Annotated in this window: 15 protein-coding genes and 1 other RNA gene; 10 read left to right on the top strand and 6 right to left on the bottom strand. The window is 34.4% G+C overall.

Annotated features, from left to right (window positions below):
• Positions 1 to 173: 173 nt before the first annotated feature.
• From DR980_RS10130 to DR980_RS10140, 3 genes are all read right to left on the bottom strand, one after another.
• Positions 174 to 1,430 (bottom strand): DEAD/DEAH box helicase, encoded by a 1,257-nt coding sequence (locus tag DR980_RS10130; RefSeq protein ID WP_113635688.1) that lies wholly within the window; start codon positions 1,428 to 1,430, stop codon positions 174 to 176.
• A gap of 105 nt (positions 1,431 to 1,535) precedes the next feature.
• Positions 1,536 to 1,925: a helix-turn-helix domain-containing protein gene (locus DR980_RS10135; RefSeq protein WP_113635691.1), complete on the bottom strand. Its 390-nt coding sequence runs from the start codon at positions 1,923 to 1,925 to the stop codon at positions 1,536 to 1,538.
• Between the two features lie 143 nt (positions 1,926 to 2,068).
• The gene (locus DR980_RS10140) at positions 2,069 to 3,124 is read right to left on the bottom strand and encodes a formimidoylglutamase (RefSeq protein ID WP_113635693.1); all 1,056 of its coding nucleotides are present in this window, start codon (positions 3,122 to 3,124) and stop codon (positions 2,069 to 2,071) included.
• Positions 3,125 to 3,223: 99 nt separating this feature from the next.
• Here DR980_RS10140 and DR980_RS10145 point away from each other — a divergent pair, with 99 nt between their 5' ends.
• Positions 3,224 to 4,108: a hypothetical protein gene (locus tag DR980_RS10145; protein ID WP_113635695.1), complete on the top strand. Its 885-nt coding sequence runs from the start codon at positions 3,224 to 3,226 to the stop codon at positions 4,106 to 4,108.
• 53 nt (positions 4,109 to 4,161) lie between these two features.
• Here DR980_RS10145 and hutI read toward each other — a convergent pair whose 3' ends face one another.
• Together hutI and DR980_RS10155 are read right to left on the bottom strand one after the other, a co-directional pair.
• Positions 4,162 to 5,400: an imidazolonepropionase gene (hutI, locus tag DR980_RS10150; protein ID WP_113635697.1), complete on the bottom strand. Its 1,239-nt coding sequence runs from the start codon at positions 5,398 to 5,400 to the stop codon at positions 4,162 to 4,164.
• A gap of 10 nt (positions 5,401 to 5,410) precedes the next feature.
• Positions 5,411 to 6,487 (bottom strand): glutaminyl-peptide cyclotransferase, encoded by a 1,077-nt coding sequence (locus DR980_RS10155; protein WP_113635699.1) that lies wholly within the window; start codon positions 6,485 to 6,487, stop codon positions 5,411 to 5,413.
• 88 nt (positions 6,488 to 6,575) lie between these two features.
• Here DR980_RS10155 and ffs point away from each other — a divergent pair.
• From ffs to fsa, 3 genes are all read left to right on the top strand, one after another.
• An RNA gene (ffs, locus tag DR980_RS10160) (signal recognition particle sRNA small type) lies at positions 6,576 to 6,673 on the top strand.
• A gap of 80 nt (positions 6,674 to 6,753) precedes the next feature.
• Positions 6,754 to 7,557 carry an SDR family oxidoreductase gene (locus tag DR980_RS10165; protein ID WP_113635701.1) on the top strand — a complete coding sequence of 268 codons (804 nt, stop codon included), beginning with the start codon at positions 6,754 to 6,756 and terminating at the stop codon, positions 7,555 to 7,557.
• 136 nt (positions 7,558 to 7,693) lie between these two features.
• The gene (gene fsa / locus DR980_RS10170; protein ID WP_073353076.1) at positions 7,694 to 8,350 is read left to right on the top strand and encodes a fructose-6-phosphate aldolase; all 657 of its coding nucleotides are present in this window, start codon (positions 7,694 to 7,696) and stop codon (positions 8,348 to 8,350) included.
• Between the two features lie 107 nt (positions 8,351 to 8,457).
• Here fsa and DR980_RS10175 read toward each other — a convergent pair whose 3' ends face one another.
• Positions 8,458 to 10,119: an MFS transporter gene (locus DR980_RS10175; protein WP_113635703.1), complete on the bottom strand. Its 1,662-nt coding sequence runs from the start codon at positions 10,117 to 10,119 to the stop codon at positions 8,458 to 8,460.
• Between the two features lie 351 nt (positions 10,120 to 10,470).
• Here DR980_RS10175 and nagB point away from each other — a divergent pair, with 351 nt between their 5' ends.
• The 6 genes from nagB (at position 10,471) to DR980_RS10205 (ending at position 18,654) form a co-directional block, all read left to right on the top strand.
• Positions 10,471 to 12,408 carry a glucosamine-6-phosphate deaminase gene (gene nagB / locus DR980_RS10180; protein ID WP_113635743.1) on the top strand — a complete coding sequence of 646 codons (1,938 nt, stop codon included), beginning with the start codon at positions 10,471 to 10,473 and terminating at the stop codon, positions 12,406 to 12,408.
• Between the two features lie 24 nt (positions 12,409 to 12,432).
• Positions 12,433 to 14,460, top strand: coding sequence for a beta-N-acetylhexosaminidase (locus tag DR980_RS10185; RefSeq protein WP_113635705.1), 2,028 nt, complete (start codon positions 12,433 to 12,435; stop codon positions 14,458 to 14,460).
• Positions 14,461 to 14,641: 181 nt separating this feature from the next.
• Positions 14,642 to 16,261: an ABC-F family ATP-binding cassette domain-containing protein gene (locus DR980_RS10190; protein ID WP_113635707.1), complete on the top strand. Its 1,620-nt coding sequence runs from the start codon at positions 14,642 to 14,644 to the stop codon at positions 16,259 to 16,261.
• Between the two features lie 475 nt (positions 16,262 to 16,736).
• The gene (gene pyrR, locus DR980_RS10195; protein ID WP_091168558.1) at positions 16,737 to 17,276 is read left to right on the top strand and encodes a bifunctional pyr operon transcriptional regulator/uracil phosphoribosyltransferase PyrR; all 540 of its coding nucleotides are present in this window, start codon (positions 16,737 to 16,739) and stop codon (positions 17,274 to 17,276) included.
• A gap of 46 nt (positions 17,277 to 17,322) precedes the next feature.
• The gene (locus DR980_RS10200) at positions 17,323 to 18,249 is read left to right on the top strand and encodes an aspartate carbamoyltransferase catalytic subunit (RefSeq protein WP_113635709.1); all 927 of its coding nucleotides are present in this window, start codon (positions 17,323 to 17,325) and stop codon (positions 18,247 to 18,249) included.
• A gap of 72 nt (positions 18,250 to 18,321) precedes the next feature.
• Positions 18,322 to 18,654: a ribonuclease Z gene (locus DR980_RS10205; RefSeq protein WP_113635711.1), complete on the top strand. Its 333-nt coding sequence runs from the start codon at positions 18,322 to 18,324 to the stop codon at positions 18,652 to 18,654.
• Positions 18,655 to 18,713 lie beyond the last annotated feature (59 nt).

Below are 18,713 nucleotides of genomic sequence, written 5' to 3' on the forward strand. Positions count from 1 at the left end.
TGTGTTTAAAGTTGTTTATAATATATTAAATCAAATGTATTGATTTAATTATTTTTACAAACCGCTTTTAACATTTAAGACGTTGAAAAACAATGTATTAACGTTTAATTACGTTTTTATGTTTTGGTTAAAAGGGCAATTCTTACAGCTAAAAAATTGCTATGGAAATACAATTAATACCAGCGCTTTTTATTTTGTTTGGATGCGTCGGACTTTCTTGACTTATGCGCACCACCACTTCGGTTTGAATTTTTTTGTGCAGCAGATGCGGGCGCTGTTTCGGGACTTCCTGAATGCCAATGATACGGATGGTCATTTACAGTCTTAACGTCAACTTTTATCAGTTTTTGAATATCTTTCCAATAGCCGTGCTCATCTTTACTACAAAAAGAAATCGCAATTCCGCCATTTCCGGCGCGACCGGTTCTACCAATTCTATGAACATACGTCTCTGGGATATTTGGTAAATCAAAATTAATTACAAACGGTAATTGGTCGATATCAATTCCTCTGGCAGCAATATCAGTAGCTACTAATACGCCAACTTCTTTATTTTTGAAAGCATCCAAAACACGTTGTCTTGCATTTTGTGATTTGTCACCGTGAATGGCTTCAGCGGCGATGTTGTTTTTTCGTAAAGCTTTTACAACATTATCTGCACCGTGTTTCGTTCTGGAAAAAACCAGTACATCTGATAAATTTTCATTTTTAATCAAATGATACAGTAAATTTCTTTTCTCGGCCTTTTCAACAAAATAAACCCTTTGTTCTACGTTTTCAGCTGTTGAGGAAACTGGCGAAACGGTAACGGTTGCAGGATCCGTAAGAAACATTTCAGCTAATTCTCGAATGGCAATTGGCATCGTTGCTGAGAAAAATAATGTTTGTCTGTTTTTTGGCGTAAGCTTTACAATTTTCTTGACATCGTTTACAAATCCCATGTCCAGCATTTGATCTGCCTCATCCAGCACTAAAGTATGTAAATGATCTAAATCTATAAAACCTTGTTTGTGTAAATCAAGCAATCTTCCAGGTGTTGCTATCAGGATATCTACACCATTTTTTAAGGCATCAACTTGAGGATTTTGTGAAACTCCACCAAAAATTGTCAGTTGGGTCAAGTTAGTGTATTTGCTGTAATCGTCGAAACTTTGGCCTATTTGAACAGCTAATTCTCGCGTAGGAGTTACAACTAGAGACCTGATTACTTTGGCTTTCTTTGATGAACCTACAATTCGGTGTAATTGATGTATAATTGGTATAGCAAATGCGCCTGTTTTTCCTGTTCCAGTTTGTGCACATCCTATTAAATCTCTTCCGGCTAATACTAGAGGAATCGATTGTTCTTGAATAGGAGTGGGATTCAGGTAGCCTTGTTCAAATACGGCTTTTTGTATACTTTTTGAAAGTGATAAATCTTCGAATAACATATTTTGATTTTCTTATTTAATAAAAATAGATACCTTTAAATACATGTGATACTTGTTAATCATAATAGCTGTATTTTGGTGATTTTGTGTAAAATTGTGTAAAATTTAATCTACTGAAGCGCTTTGAAGTTTTGAAATACTTTCTTTTAATAACTTATTTTCATTGATGTACATTTCAGCAGTTTTGTTTTTTTCCTCAATTAAATCTTTTAAGGTTTTGATGTGATCTTTTAAATCTAGAATTTCACGATTGAGACTTTCCGTCGTTTCTGCGACTGTTTCTATTTTCCCTGAAATTCTATTTTTGTTCACCTCATTAGTGTAAACTTTATTATTAGATAATAACGTCCCCAGTAATTTAATTTTAGAAGCTGGAATTTTATTTCCTTGTTCGTAGTTAATTACAGTTCTTCTATCTACCCCTAAAAATTCAGCGAACTCTTGTTGTGTTTTGCCTAAATCTCTTCTGATTTTAATGATATCTAAGTCATTCATAAATAATTACTTATAAATTAATATGTGTTTTATCGTTATGTAAATATCTTGAATTAAGTAGCTAGAAAGTGTTGTAAAGATAGTATTAATATTTTTGATGGTTCTTTAATGTTATTTCGGAGCTGAATTTAGAAATTTTTAAGCTAAGGAATTACAGTTTGAATGGGTTGGATAGTATTGGATTTTATAAAATCAGTTACCAAGTAACCTATTAGTTTTCCTATAAGATGATTGTTTTTTTCTTCTCCTAAATCTGGTGCTCCTTCGCAAATATGCAAATAGGAAGCATTTTTATTTTTTCCAAAAAATGATATAAACTGACGCAACTGTTCCACAGAAAAGCCACTCATTGTCATAGCACTGCAAGCAATGTTAGGAATGGCATCCAAGTCTATTTCAATTCCAAAAAAATCATCATTTATAAAACTTAATGCATTTATCATTTCTTGGTCAAAGTCTTTTTCTTTCCTAATACTTAAGCTATCATACGTAATATATCGAACTCGATCTTCAATTTTTTTAATAATATCCAAAACACTTTTTGAAGTGTAATTTTCATGCAATCCAAAAATGAAATATTTTTTCAAAAAACCTTCTTCAAAAGCATACGAAAAACCATTGCCGCTGTGGCGTCCTTCGAGAATTCTAAAATCAGAATGCGCATCAAAATTAATTGCATTTATAGGTTTCCCTTTAGCAAGAGCAGTTCCTTTTATATTTCCATAGGAATTATTGTGTCCTCCACCAATAACAATAGGAGTTTTTCCTAATTTTACAATACTGAAAATGATATGCGATACATCTTTGTCAATTTTATCAACGAGCTGACTCAATTTAGAACGGTCATCAATGTCATTAAAATCAAGGATTTCAACATTATTCATAAGTTCACTTACATCAAGTTGACCTAAAACTACAAGTTGACCGCCTTTACAAAAACGATTGTGCTGAATATTTGCAATGCTTTTTATGGCGCTGTCCCAGGCTGAAGCTGCTCCAGGTCTGCCGTAATTTGCTCTTATGCCAATATCTTCGGGAATACCAAACAATACATATTTTGCTTCACAATTTTTTAGAAATTCAAGAGGATCTGCATCTTTTGGAATGGTTATCATTTTTTCTCCAAATTTTATTTCGCCACTTCTGTGGTTGGTTATCTTTGCGAGATCTTTGATTGTGAACGGGATAATCTTTTCCATTAAAAAATATTTTAGTCAAAAATAATATAATTGTGTTAACTTACGTTATTAGGTAGTTATATATTGTTAAATTTGTAAATAAATAAAAATTAAATCGAGATGGAAAATCAAAAAAGCAGTTCAAGTCTTAAAGCCGTAATAGCTGTATTAGCGATTTTATTAGTGGGTAGTTTGATATACATTTTCAAAATGACCTCTGATGCTGACACCGTTAAAACAGAATTAAAAACTACATTGACCGAGAAAGAATCGGTGATGAAAGATTTGCAGGAATTAAAATCGACTTATGATGCTGCTATAGCAGAAAACACTTCAATGTCTGATGAGTTGATTCAAGAAAGAGATAAAGTGGTAAACTTAATGTCTGATTTAAGCAAATCTAAAGGTGATGTGGCTTCATTGTCAAAATATAGAACTCAATTCAATGCGCTACAAGGCAATATGAAAGTTTTAATGGCGGAAAATGAAGGATTAAAAAAACAAAACACAACTTTGACTACGCAACGTGATAGTACAGTAGTTGTTTTGGGAGAATCTAAGAAATACAATGAAGTTTTGGTAGGTCAAAACGAAGAATTGGCTAAAGCAGTTGAAATTGGTTCGAAATTAACAGTTTTAAATACAAGAGGATCGGCTTTTAAACTTAGAAGTTCTGGAAAACAAATTGAAACAGACAAAGCGAGCAGAGCAGATGTTCTGAGAGTTAGTTTTACAATTCCTGAAAACCCGATTGCTAAATCAGGTGAAAAAATGTATTACGTTCAAGTGATTGATAGTAAAAACAATGTTTTAGGAGACAAAAAAACAGAAACTTTTGGAGATAATACCTTAACCTACAGTTTTACAACGGTTGTACAATATGACAATAAAACCGTTCAGGTAACTCAAGATCTTAAAGGGAAAGATTTTGCTAAAGGAACTTATTATATCAATATTTTTGATACTGATATATTGGTTTCTAAAACAAGTTTCATTTTAAGATAATCGTCCAAAAAATAAGTATAAAAAAAGAGGAACGTAAAAACGTTCCTCTTTTTTTATGCAAAAATTTCACCTTCTAAAAGTACTGTCTCAATTAGATTACTGCCAAAAGCGTAAGGTAATTGATAGTAGGAGGGAATGGGTTTTGTGATAATTAGATTTGCTTTTTTGCCAATGGTGATGCTTCCATGAGTTTCAGAAATTCCCATGGCGTACGCACCATTTATTGTGGCAGCATTGATGGCTTCTTCGGGAGTCATTTTCATTTTAATACACGCAGTTGATACTACAAAATTCATATTTCCGGATGGAGTGGAACCTGGATTATAATCCGTTGCCAGAGCGAGAGGAAGTCCTGCCGCGATCATTGCTCGTGCTGGAGTGTAAGGAATACTCAAAAAATAAGAACAAGAAGGTAATGCAACGGGCATTGTTTCAGTATTTTTTAAAGCTTCAATATCTTCCGGTTTCATAACTTCTAGATGATCTACGGAAAGTGCATCGTATTTTATTCCCGCTTGAATTCCGCCAATAGAGTTAAATTGATTGACGTGAATTTTTGGCTTTAAGCCAAATTTAATTCCGGCTTCCATGATTTGTTGGGTTTCTTCAACAGTAAAATAACCCGTCTCACAAAATGCATCTATGAAATCTGCCAGTTTATTTTTGGCAATTTCAGGAAGCATTTCGTTGATGATTAAATCAATATATCCTTGATGGTTTTCTTTAAACTCTAATGGAAAAGCGTGAGCACCAAGAAAAGTTGCTTTTATGGTAACTGGATAATTTTGAGCTAATCGCTGAATCACGCGAAGCATTTTCAATTCTCCATCAACTGTTAATCCGTATCCTGATTTGATTTCTACTGCTCCGGTTCCCAAACGCATGACTTCTTCTAGACGCGTTTTGGATTGCTGGCAGATTTCTTCTTCAGTAGTTTCGTTGAGTTTTTTAGCTGAATTTAAGATTCCGCCACCACGATTAGCGATTTCTTCATACGACAAACCGTTTATTCGGTCTACAAATTCCTGTTCCCGATTTCCCGCATACACGATATGCGTGTGACTGTCACACCAAGATGGTAAAACGATCTTTCCTGTTGCGTCAATCGTTTTGTCATTGTCTATTTTCGGAATATTATCCATCGAACCAAAATCAGCAATTAACTTGTCTTTAATTACCAAAAATGCATTTTTAATAGTTGGTAAAACCGCCATTTCAGCACCCGAAACTTTCAAAATTGAAGAATCCCGAACCTGAAGCAACTCTTTAATATTGATGATTAATGTTGTCATTTTTTAATAATTACTCTGAAACTTTGATTTCAAACATTTTGTTCCAGTTTTTTCCTGTTACAAAAATGGTTTTTGTTTTTGGGTTGTAGGCAATTCCGTTTAGGACATCCGTATCCGGTAATTGAGTTATTTTTTTCTTTAAATCGGCAAGATTGATAATTGCTTCTACCGCACCATTTTTAGGATTGATGACAGCAATTGCATCTTTTTGATACACATTACCATAAATTTTACCGTCAATCCATTCGAGTTCATTGACAGCTTTTATTTTTGTTTCAAAGGAATACACGTTCAAGTAATCTACTTCTTTAAATGTTGTTGGGTCAATAATCCAAATTTTTTCGGTTCCATCAGATTGATAAAGATATTTTCCGTCATTTGTTAATCCCCAACCTTCGATAGGTTTGAAATAGGTAAACGTTTTTTCTTTTTTGAAAGTATCTGCATTATAAACGTACCCTTCATTATTTTGCCAGGTTAATTGGTAAACTTTGTTGTTTAGAATCGTAATTCCTTCCCCAAAATATTTGTCAGCCAATTCCACTTTTTTGTAAACTTCTCCAGTCTTATAATTTGTTTTTCTTAAGCTGGAAATCCCTTTTTCTCCGGTTCCGTTTCCAGTACCGTTTCCAGTTCCCTCATAAAGCGTGTCACGATAAAATTCTAAACCTTGTGTGTAGGCTCCGATGTCGTGCGGATAAGTATTTACGATGGTGTATTTTAATAATTTTGGTTGAATGTCTGAAACTAATTCTACTCTAGTGGTAGCTTCGGAGTTTTGACCTTCATAATATACCAAAGCTTTTAGGTTTTGATAGCCTAATTTTTGATCTTTCAATTCAAAAGTTAGTTTGTTTATTCCTTTTGTTGAACCAACTTTTTTATCATTTACATAATAGATGATGCTGTCTACAGTTTTAGAATTGGAGTTCAAAATTTCTAAAGAAAGGGTTTCTTTTGGGTTGTATTGTTCCTTAAATTTAGAATTATCAAAGGAGAATAAAGTATTTTCACCTTTTTTTGTTTCGTTGCAACTTGCTAAGGTGATTCCTAATAAAATGACAGATAGGAAGTTATAATTTTTCATGATTTGTTTTTTTTGTTGTACCAATATACAATGTTATTTTTAATGATTAAAGCTCTTGTAAAAATATAAAAAGATTGTATATTTGCACCGGCAAGTCCTACACGACCAGCTCCTGCAGACTCCCCCAGGATGGGAACATAGCAAGGGTACGTGGTTGAGCGGTGCGATGTAGGTCGCTTGCCATTTTTTTATTTATTACAAAAGTAGTCTTCCTTCGGGAGGATTTTTTTATTTTTGGACCTTTCGTATCATAAACAGCAATTATCATGAATAAAGTAGTTCTAATTACAGGTGGTTCTTCCGGAATAGGAAAATCTATTGGTGAATTTTTGCATCATAAAGGTTTTGTAGTTTACGGGACTAGTAGAAATCCGGATCGAATTTTGAATTCGGTTTTTCCTTTAGTGGCTTTGGACGTTCGGGATGCGGATTCGATTCATGCGGCTGTTGCCAAAGTGATTTCGATCTCCGGAAGATTAGATGTTGTTATTAATAACGCTGGTGTTGGGATTACGGGGCCTTTGGAAGAAATTCCTATGCATGAAATCAAGAATAATTTTGAGACCAATCTTTTTGGTCCAATTGAAGTGATGAAAGCGGTTTTGCCCCAAATGCGTGCGCAAAGCTCGGGTTTGATTATCAACGTTACTTCGATTGCGGGTTATATGGGATTGCCTTACCGAAGTGTTTATTCTGCTTCAAAAGGAGCGTTAGAACTCATCACGGAAGCATTGCGAATGGAAGTAAAATCATTTGGTGTGCATATTACTAATGTGGCTCCGGGAGATTTTGCCACAAATATTGCTTCAGGACGTTTTCATGCTCCTGTTCTAAAAGGTTCGGCTTACGAAACTCCATACGGAAATACATTGAAAACTATGGATGAACATGTGGATAGCGGCAGTAACCCTAATGAAATGGCAGAAGCAGTTTATCAGATTATACAAACTCGGGAACCTGAAATTCATTATAAAGTGGGCGTTTTTATGCAAAAATTCTCAATTGTTTTGAAGAGAATTTTACCGGATAAAGTATATGAAAAAATGCTGATGAACCATTATAAGTTGTAATTTTGCACGGTATTTGCGTGAAGGATTGAAGCGGCATCCCACGCTTTTTAGCGAGGATATAGCGGAAAGCCTGACCCGAAGTTTTTACGAAGGGTCACGCCCAAATAATTAGAAACACACAATTAATTTATATAATATGAAATTTTTTATTGACACGGCTAATTTAGCTCAGATTAAGGAAGCACAGGCATTAGGCGTTTTGGATGGCGTTACAACAAATCCTTCGTTGATGGCCAAAGAGGGAATTACAGGGAAAAACAGCATTTTGAAGCATTATGTTGATATTTGTAACCTAGTTGATGGTGATGTAAGTGCCGAAGTAAATGCTTTGGATTACGACGGAATGATTAAAGAAGGGGAAGAATTAGCAGATTTACACGAGCAAATCGTAGTGAAATTGCCTATGACTAAAGAAGGAGTTATGGCTGCTAAATACTTTTCGGATAAAGGAATTAAAACAAATGTAACTTTAGTATTCTCGGCTGGACAGGCTTTATTGGCTGCAAAAGCGGGAGCTACTTATGTTTCTCCATTCATTGGTCGTTTGGATGATGTATCTACAGACGGTTTGGCTTTGATTGAAGAAATCAGATTAATTTATGATAACTACGGTTACGAAACTCAAATTCTTGCTGCTTCAGTGCGTCACACGATGCATATTGTAAACTGTGCTAAAATTGGTGCTGATGTAATGACTGGACCACTTTCTGCAATATATGGTTTGTTGAAACACCCATTGACTGATATTGGATTGGCACAGTTTGTTGCTGATTTCGAGAAAGGAAATAAATAAAAAAGTTTTCAGTGAGGAGTTTTCTGTCTCAGTTAAATAAAAAAATCCCATTTCAAATTTGAAATGGGATTTTTTATTGGTTTGGTTTTGGTTAGTTTGTTTTGAAATTAGTGTCCTCCACCAACTTCTATTTCTTTTCCAATTCCTTGTTTTTCTAAAATTCCAATTACTTTCCATCCGTAGAAAGCGATGAAAGCGAAACATAAAACAGGAATGAAGTAAGAAGCATGAATTCCGATAATATCCGCTAGTTTTCCTTGTAATGGCGGGATAATTCCACCACCAAGGATCATCATTACCAAGAATGCTGAACCTTGAGATGTGTATTTTCCTAAACCTGCAATTGCCAATGAGAAAATAGAAGGCCACATGATACTTAAGAATAATCCACCGCTCATAAAAGCAAAAATAGCAATCGTTCCAGTAGTGAATAAACCAATAAGCATAGCAGTCATTCCCATTAAACCAAAAATCATAAGCGTTCTTGACGGTTGGTCTTTTCCTAAAAAGAAACCAGCGATTTGGAACAAAATTACAAATGCGTAAGCATATAAAGGCGTTACATCTTGTCCAGAAATAGCGTTTGCAGCTAAAACTACTCCAAATGCAATGTAAGGAACAACTATAAGTAAAATTTTCTTTAATTGTGATGATGGGTTGAAAACCGTGATGGCTCCTGCCCAACGTCCGATCATTAAACTTCCCCAATACATAGACATGTATGGCGCCAAAGCTGGACCTGAAATAGAACCAAAATCAGCGGTCACCAATAATTCACCAAGGTTACTTCCTATAGTTACCTCGACACCTACGTAAGCGAAAAGTGCTAACATTCCCAAAACTAATTGTGGGTATTTCATGGCTCCCCATCCTTCAGGATTTTTTTGAGCAGTTGTATTTGCAAAGAATAATCCAATAACAACTACCAAAAGTGTAGAAACTGTTAAGGCTAATCCCAAGTAATCTTTTTCTTTGTTCTCTATAAAACGAGTAATAAATTCAGCATCTTCATAACGAGAAAAGATATAAGCAAAAATGGCAACCAAAATTACTGTAATAGCAATCAATGTTTGCATTGCTTTATTAGCCGTTTCAAATGAAGAATCACTTTTTCCAGATGGTAACTTTTTAGAAAAATGAAATAAGGCTGCTGCCAATAAAAATAATCCTCCTACAAATACATAAAGGATTCTCATTGAATCTAATGAATCTGGTTTTTGAGCAAATTCTTCAATATTTACACCTGCAATAACTCCAAATAAGGCGATTGAAACAACTATTGGTCCTATCGTGGTTCCCAATGAATTAATTCCTCCTGCAAGATTCAATCTGCTAGAAGCTGAATGAGGTTCACCAAGAGAGGCTGCAAAAGGCTGAGCCGATGTTTGTTGTAGTGAAAAACCAAGTGCAACAATAAATAATGCGCCTAGAATAAACAAATAACTTCCTTGTGTTACTGCAATTATCATAAGTACAGCTCCAAATGTGCTGACCAATAATCCGTAAATAATTCCTTTTTTGAATCCCCAACCGTTAAGAATATCTTTTTTGGCAATACTACTAAAAATGAAAAGCAATAAAGCTCCGATGTAGTAAGCACCATAAAAAGCAAAATCGATTAGTTGACTTTGAAATTGGTCTAAGCCAAATTTAGCTTTGCAAAATGGAATAAAAATCCCGTTTGAAGCTCCAATAAAACCCCAAAAGAAAAATACGGTTATGAGCGTATAAAGCGCGGAATTATTAGACTTTGTTTGTTCTGAATTCATAAGTATAAATGGGTTAATGATTAGTGTTAAATACTTTTTATTGTTGTAAGACCGTAAATATATTTGTTAAGTAAATCAAAAAAAAATAATTTAGACTAAATATTGTTAGAATTATTGAATAACCAATTTTTGTTGAAAATACCTGCTTTTTTTTCAAACTTTTTGCTAATTATAAAACAACGGTAAAGTGGAAATTTGGTTTAGAATATTGTTTATCGATAGAAATAGTCTAAGATTTTCATGATTTAATAATTTTCATTGGTAATCTCAGTAATTCGATTTCTGTTATTTTTTATTTTCCTTGCTCTTTTAAAAAAAACTATCTTTATAAATCAGTATAAAAAAGACGATATGAAAAGTACTTCAGAAGGAAAAGCAGATATCAGTTATGAAAGTGTCGGTAAATTTGAGGAAACACGTTTTGAAAAAATTCACAATAAAATTTTCAAAAATGCTTCAGAAGCGTCCTTAATAGTTGCTCGGGAAATCGCACAACTGATTGTATCCAAGCAAGCCGAAAACAAAGATTGTATCCTTGGCTTGGCTACAGGTTCGTCACCTATAAAAGTATACGAAGAATTGGTTCGGATGCACAAAGAAGATGGTCTCAGTTTTAGAAATGTAATCACTTTTAATTTGGATGAATACTATCCAATGAAGAAAGAAAATCATCACAGTTATCATCATTTCATGCACGAGCATTTGTTCAATCACATTGATATCAAACCGGAAAATATTAATATTCCTGACGGAACAATTCTTATTGATGCGCTCAAACAATATTGTATTGATTACGAAAATAAGATAATAAACGCAGGCGGACTTGATTTTCAATTGTTAGGAATTGGTCGTACCGGCCATGTAGGTTTTAATGAACCGGGTTCCCACATCAATTCTGGAACTCGAATAATTACTTTGGATTACATTACTCGAGTTGATGCTTCCTCCGATTTTAATGGTATCGAAAACGTTCCAAAAAGAGCCATTACTATGGGAGTTTCGACAATTCTTAAATCCAAAAGAATTGTTTTGATGGCTTGGGGCCAAAATAAAGCTGATGTGATAAAAAGAACTGTGCAAGGTGATATAAGCCCGGAGATTCCAGCAACTTTCTTACAAAATCATGATAATACCACTTTTGTTTTAGACCAATCAGCGGCCTCAGAACTAACCCGATTCAAAACTCCATGGCTGGTTCAAGACTGTAATTGGACATTAGAACTTAAATGTAAAGCGATTGTTTGGTTGTGTTTAAAAACAAATCGCTCCATTCTAAAATTAACTGATAGGGATTATAACAATAACGGGATGTCAGATTTACTTGCTTTAGAGGGCTCTGCTTATGATTTGAACATTAATATGTTCAATGTATTACAGCATACCATAACAGGATGGCCAGGAGGAAAGCCCAATACAGATGATAGCAACAGACCTGAAAGAGCGAATCCCGCCAAGAAGCGAATTATTCTTTTTAGTCCGCATCCGGATGATGATGTGATTTCGATGGGAGGGACTTTCTCTAAATTGATACGACAAGGACATGACATTCATGTCGTGTATCAAACTTCAGGAAATATAGCGGTTACGGATGAAGAAGCGTTGAAATTTGCCGAAGTTTGTAATGATTTTGTAGAAAATGATGCCACAAAAATAGATTTTCAATCGGTTATTGATTTTTTGAATAACAAGTCAGAAAACCAAATGGATTCTCTTGAAGTTCGGAAACTAAAAGGACTTATCAGACGAAGAGAATCGTATGCTGCAGTTCGATATATTGGATTGAATGAGTCTAATATTCATTTCCTGGATATGCCTTTTTATGAAACGGGACTAATAAAGAAAAACCCAATTCATGCCGATGATATTGCTATTGTAAAAGAAATTATCGAAAAAATAAAACCGCATCAGGTTTTTGCCGCAGGTGATCTCGCAGATCCGCACGGAACGCATGAGGTTTGCCTAAACGCTATTTTTGCGGCAATGGGAGCTTTGAAACCCGAATCGTTTATGAAGGACTGTTGGTTGTGGCTCTATCGCGGCGCATGGCATGAGTGGGAAATACACGAAATAGACATGGCAGTTCCTTTAAGTCCGGAAGAAGTAATGTTAAAACGACACGCTATTTTGTACCATCAATCGCAAAAAGATCGCGTGATGTTTCAAGGCAATGATTCCAGAGAATTCTGGGTAAGAGCCGAAGATCGAAATAAACATACAGCAAAATTGTATGATGATTTGGGATTGGCTGAATATGAAGCCATCGAAGCTTTTAAACGTTTTGATTATTAATAATATCTTGAATACCTATAAACTATGAAATACTTTTTAATCCTATTATTGGGAACTTTTATCTCGAATGCTCAAATCACCACCGAGCAATTAAACCTGATGCCTTGGCCACAAAATATAAAGTTGTCTGAAGGCACTTTTGCTTTAAGCAAAAATTTCAAAGTGAATATTACCGGGAATCCTAATTCCCGAATTTTCATAGGCGCAACCAACTTTGTAAGACGATTGGATGGCAGAACCGGACTATTTCTCGAGCAGAGTTTTTTGACGAAAGTCAACGAAAGTCCGGAAGCCGAATTACAAATAAATTGTGTTCGCAATGGAAAAATAGAAATTAATGAGGACGAAAGTTACCAACTTACAATTACCTCGAATAAAATTATTATTAATGCCAGCAATGATTTAGGAGCATTGCATGGCTTGGAAACTTTATTGCAATTGTTGCAAAACAATAATACATCGTTTTACTTTCCGGTTGTTGAAATTTCAGATTCGCCACGTTTTACTTGGAGAGGCTTGATGATTGATGCCGCAAGACATTTCCAACCGGTAGATGTTATAAAAAGAAATCTAGACGCTATGGCTTCGATGAAAATGAATGTTTTCCATTGGCATTTAGCCGATGATCAAGGTTGGAGAATTCAATTAAAAAATCATCCTAAATTAACTGAATTAGCGTCAGATGGATGTTTTTATACTCAAGAAGAAATCAAAAATATTGTAAAGTATGCCGATGAAAGAGGAATTCTGGTTATTCCTGAAATAGATGTTCCGGGACATGCTTCGGCATTGTTGACTGCTTATCCGGAAATAGGAAGTAAAGTAGGCGAGGGTAAAATTACGTACGAAGTGCAAAGAAATTCAGGAATTTTTAATGCGACTCTAGATCCTACAAATCCAAAAACCTATGAAATATTAAGCTCAATTTTTGATGAAGTGTGTCCGTTATTTCCAGGTAGTTATTTTCATATTGGTGGTGACGAAAATAATGGTAAAGAATGGAATGCAAATCCTACTATTCAGCAATTTAAGAAGGATAATAATTTGGTCAACAACCATGATTTACAGACTTATTTTAACATGAAGTTGATTCCAATGCTAAAAAAACACAATAAAAAATTGATGGGTTGGGAAGAAATAATGACTGAAAACATGTCTAAAGATGCTATAATTCATGCTTGGAGAGGAACGAATGAAGGTCAAGAAGCTGGTGGAGCATTGATAAAAGCTGCAAAAAGCGGTTATAATACTGTTTTATCCAATGGATACTATATTGATTTGATGTTAGGTTTAGAAAGTCATTATATGAATGATCCCTTACCTAAAAAGATTATTCTTAGTCCTGAAGAAAAAGCAAGAGTTTTAGGAGGAGAAGCTGCGATGTGGAGCGAACTCGTAACGCCATTAAATATAGATTCCAGGATTTGGCCACGAACCGCCGCAATAGCCGAACGATTATGGTCAAGTGCGGAAGTGAATGATATGAACAGCTTGCGCAAAAGGTTGAAAACGATTTCTTTTCGATTAGAAGAACTTGGAATTACTCACATTAGAAACAAAGAAGTGATTTTGAGAAACATCAGCAACAATCAAGATACACGGGCATTGAATGATTTTTCGAATCTCTGTGAACCATTGAAAAATTACAAACGCAACGGTGGCGGAAAAAAATACCGCATGCATTCTCCGCTAACTTTATTTGCGGATGCTTGTAATGCGGATGCTTCGGAAGCGCTAGATTTTAATGTTGCAGTCAATGCGTATTTAGCGGATAAAAGCAAGGAGAATAAAGTTGTGGTGACTGATTTTTTTAAGAAGTGGATTACCTTAAATTCCGATTTAATTGCTTTAAGTGCTAATGCGCCGCTTGTGCAACCTCTTTTGCCTTTGTCTAAAAGTTTGAGTGATGTATCGGAGCAGTTATTGTTTTTAATGGATAAAAAACAAAAAGTTAATCAAGCGTTATTAGAAGATTTATTGGAGAAATGCAATACCAGAAGTCCGGCTGATGTAGAATTAGCAGTTTGTGGGAGTTTGAAAAAATTGCTTTAAAAAATAAAAAATTGGTTTACTCGATAATAAACTTTGAAATCCTGACTATTTACGTCAGGATTTTTTATTTGAATTATTATCCTCTTCCATAAATTTTAACCGTTGAAAACGGATTTTTTTGGAATTCAGTAAATCGGTATTTTTTTCGTATTTTTGCAAAAATTTTATAAAATAAACATTCATGTTAACAGTAAATAATTTATCAGTTCAGTTTGGCAAACGAATTTTGTTTGACGAAGTAAATACTACCTTCACACACGGTAATATCTATGGCGTTATCGGAGCCAATGGCGCTGGAAAATCTACTTTTCTTAAAATAATTGCAGGTGAAATGGACCCAACTTCGGGAAATATTCATTTGGAACCAGGAAAACGTATGTCGGTTTTAAACCAAAACCACAATATGTTTGACGAAAGTACCGTATTGGAGACCGTTATGATGGGGAATAAAACCCTTTATGCGATCAAAAAAGAAATGGATGCTTTGTATTTAGATTACAATGATTCAAATGCAGACAGAATAGGCGAATTGCAAGTGCAATTTGAAGAAATGAACGGATGGAATGCGGATTCTGATGCAGCATCGATGTTATCAAATCTTGGAATTACAGAGGAACATCATTATACTTTAATGGGAGATTTGGAAGGAAAAATAAAAGTTCGTGTCCTTTTGGCACAGGCGCTTTTTGGAAATCCGGATTTACTTATTATGGATGAGCCTACCAATGATCTGGATTTTGAAACCATTGCTTGGTTAGAAAATTTCTTGGCCAACTATGAAAACACCGTAATTGTAGTTTCTCACGACAGACACTTTTTAGATTCCGTTTGTACGCATATTTCGGATATTGATTTCAGTAAAATAAATCATTATTCAGGAAATTATACCTTTTGGTATGAATCAAGCCAATTAGCAGCGAAACAGCGCGCACAACAAAACAAAAAAGCAGAAGAAAAGAAACAGGAATTAGAAGAATTTATTCGTCGTTTTAGTGCGAATGTAGCCAAATCAAAACAAGCTACTTCGCGTAAAAAAATGATTAGCAAGTTGAATATTTCTGAGATAAAACCATCAAGTCGTCGTTACCCTGCAATTATTTTTGACCAAGAGCGTGAAGCAGGAGATCAAATTTTGAATGTTCAAAATTTAAGCGCTTCCATAGATGGAGAAATTTTGTTTAAAGGAGTAGATTTGAACATGGCCAAAGGCGATAAAATTGTTCTCTTCTCGAAAGATTCGCGAGCAACAACTGCATTTTATGAAATATTAAACGCAAATCAAACCGCAGATTCTGGAACTTTTGATTGGGGAGTTACAACTAACCAAGCCTATTTGCCGGGTGATAATCATTCATTTTTCGAAAGTGATTATTCTCTTGTAGATTGGTTGCGCCAATGGGTAAAAACCGAAGAAGAACGTGATGAGGTAAACATTCGTAGTTTCCTTGGGAAAATGATTTTCTCGGGAGAAGAAGCGTTAAAAACCTGTAGAGTATTATCCGGAGGAGAAAAAGTACGTTGTATGTTGTCACGAATGATGATGGAAAGAGCTAATGTTTTAATGCTTGACGAACCTACAAATCACCTGGATTTGGAATCGATTACGGCTTTTAATAACTCATTAAAAAACTATAAAGGTTCTGTAATTTTCACGACACACGATCATGAATTTGCTCAAACTGTTGGAAATAGAGTTGTCGAATTGACACCAAATGGTGCTATTGATAGATATATGACTTTCGATGAATACTTAGATAACGAAGGTGTTCAGGAATTAAGAGCTAAAATGTACACCGTATAAAAAGTGATTTTATAAAATAGAAAATCTCCCGCAATAGTGGGAGATTTTTTTTTGAATAGGTTTCAAATATTAATTCGAAAGTAATGTTGTTTATTTTCTACCGAAAATTTTGCTGATAATAAAGATTATAATGGCTATCACTGCAACAACTATAAAGATACCAACACCTACACCGGCTTTAAATATTCCTTCTATTATTGAACAACTTGAAAATGAGATTAATACTATAAAAAGCATCAATAATCGGGTGAGTCTTTTTTGCATGATTTTATGTTTTTTTATGTTAAACGTTAAAATGTAAAATTACTATATAGCTGCGGGTTTCTGTTATATAATTTTTATTGATTGTTGTAAAATTAAGTAGTATAAATATACTATTTTTTTTGAATTATTGGAATTAGCATTTTCTCTCTTTTTAATTATAAAATCATAAATTGGAATTTGTATATTTGCCAAACCAAACCACACAATTACTATGAGTCAAAAAGTATTACTTACTGCAAAAGAAGTTACTATCATATTACATCGTTTGGCCTGTCAATTAATCGAAAAGCACTTAGATTTTTCAGATACAATATTAGTTGGAATTCAACCAAGAGGTGTTTTTTTGGCGGAGCGTTTAAAAGAAATTTTAGAAAAAGAATATCAAACTCCTGAAATTCAGCTGGGTTATTTGGATATCACCTTTTTTAGGGATGATTTTAGAAGAACCGATAAACCATTAGAAGCAAATAAAACCAAAATTAATTTTATCGTCGAAAATAAAAAAGTCATTTTCATAGATGATGTTTTGTTCACCGGACGAAGCATTCGTTCTGCATTGACTGCTATACAATCTTTTGGACGCCCTTCTGAAATTGAACTTCTAGTATTGATAGACCGACGTTTCAGTCGTAACTTACCCATTCAACCGGATTATAGAGGAAGGCAAGTAGACGCAATCAATAATGAAAAAGTAAAAGTGAGCTGGAAAGAAAATGAGGGCGAAGATGGCGTGTATTTAATTACAAGTTAGATTGCATCCCAACGCTGACTATTAAAAACTATAATCGTAAATAAAAATGAAAGAATTAAGCGTAAATCATTTATTAGGAATAAAATACATCAACAAGAATGATATTGACCTGATTTTTGAAACTGCCGATCATTTTAAAGAAGTCATAAATCGACCAATTAAGAAAGTGCCTTCGTTACGAGATATTACCATTGCCAATATTTTTTTCGAAAACAGTACCAGAACAAAACTCTCTTTTGAATTAGCACAAAAACGGTTGTCTGCGGATGTGATTAGCTTTTCGGCGGCACAATCTTCCGTCAAAAAAGGGGAAACATTAATAGATACCGTAAATAATATCCTTTCGATGAAAGTAGATATGGTAGTGATGCGACATTCCAATCCTGGCGCTGCTTATTTCTTGTCTAAAAACGTTAAAGCCAGTATTGTAAACGCAGGTGATGGCGCACATGAACATCCTACACAGGCTTTGTTAGACAGTTATTCGATTCGGGAAAAACTAGGTGAAGTAGCTGGAAATAAAGTAGTCATAGTAGGCGATGTTTTACATTCCAGAGTCGCTTTGTCCAATATTTATGCATTGCAAATGCAAGGCGCTGAGGTGAAAGTTTGCGGGCCTAAAACGCTTATCCCAAGATATATTGAATCATTAGGTGTTACCGTGGAGCCTGATTTAAGAAAAGCATTAGAATGGTGTGATGTTGCGAACATGTTACGCGTACAAAATGAGCGCATGGATGTCAATTATTTCCCGTCCACAAGGGAATATGCGCAGCAATATGGAGTTGATAAACCGCTTTTAGATTCTCTTAGCAAAGAAATTATAATTATGCATCCCGGACCTATTAATCGCGGTGTCGAAATTACAAGTGAAGTAGCTGATTCCAATCAATCCGTGATTTTGAACCAAGTTGAAAATGGTGTGGCGATTAGAATGGCAGTTATTTATCTTTTGGCTTCAAAAATTCAATAAACTAATTTAAAACTTTGTAAATTAGCTACTTATAAACCACGCTGCCATAAGCAGTATTTGAAATTTAATACAATGAAAGTAGATCAAAAAGGACATACGGTAACAATTAGGGATACTCAGGGTGATTTTACTTCTTTTTTAATGAAGGTTACCCATCAATATAAAACATTCGAAAAACACAACATAATAATTGATCTTTTGATGCATAACGATTTGTCTACGAATGATATTAAGTTGTTTATGCCATTATCAAAACAACATAAAAAATCTAAAAAGTCATTTGTAATCGTTACTTCTGATTTTGATTATAATGCTGTTCCTGCTAAATTAACAGTAGTTCCTTCATTGTTAGAAGCGCATGATATTATAGAAATGGAAGAGATTGAAAGAGATTTAGGGTTTTAAATTAGTTGATTCGGTTATGTCTAACCGTTTATTGATTTAAGCAAAATACGAAATAACTG

It is taken from the genome of Flavobacterium psychrolimnae, assembly GCF_003312425.1.
In the GTDB taxonomy this organism is placed as follows: domain Bacteria; phylum Bacteroidota; class Bacteroidia; order Flavobacteriales; family Flavobacteriaceae; genus Flavobacterium; species Flavobacterium psychrolimnae.

Bases quoted from the DNA above. Each gene is read 5' to 3' on its own strand.
- DR980_RS10200 (WP_113635709.1), top strand. From the start codon at position 17,323: ATGAAAGAATTAAGCGTAAATCATTTATTAGGAATAAAATACATCAAC.
- DR980_RS10130 (WP_113635688.1), bottom strand. From the start codon at position 1,430: ATGTTATTCGAAGATTTATCACTTTCAAAAAGTATACAAAAAGCCGTA.
- pyrR (WP_091168558.1), top strand. From the start codon at position 16,737: ATGAGTCAAAAAGTATTACTTACTGCAAAAGAAGTTACTATCATATTA.
- DR980_RS10145 (WP_113635695.1), top strand. From the start codon at position 3,224: ATGGAAAATCAAAAAAGCAGTTCAAGTCTTAAAGCCGTAATAGCTGTA.
- DR980_RS10135 (WP_113635691.1), bottom strand. From the start codon at position 1,925: ATGAATGACTTAGATATCATTAAAATCAGAAGAGATTTAGGCAAAACA.
- DR980_RS10205 (WP_113635711.1), top strand. From the start codon at position 18,322: ATGAAAGTAGATCAAAAAGGACATACGGTAACAATTAGGGATACTCAG.
- DR980_RS10155 (WP_113635699.1), bottom strand. From the start codon at position 6,487: ATGAAAAATTATAACTTCCTATCTGTCATTTTATTAGGAATCACCTTA.
- DR980_RS10140 (WP_113635693.1), bottom strand. From the start codon at position 3,124: ATGGAAAAGATTATCCCGTTCACAATCAAAGATCTCGCAAAGATAACC.
- hutI (WP_113635697.1), bottom strand. From the start codon at position 5,400: ATGACAACATTAATCATCAATATTAAAGAGTTGCTTCAGGTTCGGGAT.
- DR980_RS10190 (WP_113635707.1), top strand. From the start codon at position 14,642: ATGTTAACAGTAAATAATTTATCAGTTCAGTTTGGCAAACGAATTTTG.
- DR980_RS10185 (WP_113635705.1), top strand. From the start codon at position 12,433: ATGAAATACTTTTTAATCCTATTATTGGGAACTTTTATCTCGAATGCT.
- DR980_RS10175 (WP_113635703.1), bottom strand. From the start codon at position 10,119: ATGAATTCAGAACAAACAAAGTCTAATAATTCCGCGCTTTATACGCTC.
- DR980_RS10165 (WP_113635701.1), top strand. From the start codon at position 6,754: ATGAATAAAGTAGTTCTAATTACAGGTGGTTCTTCCGGAATAGGAAAA.
- nagB (WP_113635743.1), top strand. From the start codon at position 10,471: ATGAAAAGTACTTCAGAAGGAAAAGCAGATATCAGTTATGAAAGTGTC.
- fsa (WP_073353076.1), top strand. From the start codon at position 7,694: ATGAAATTTTTTATTGACACGGCTAATTTAGCTCAGATTAAGGAAGCA.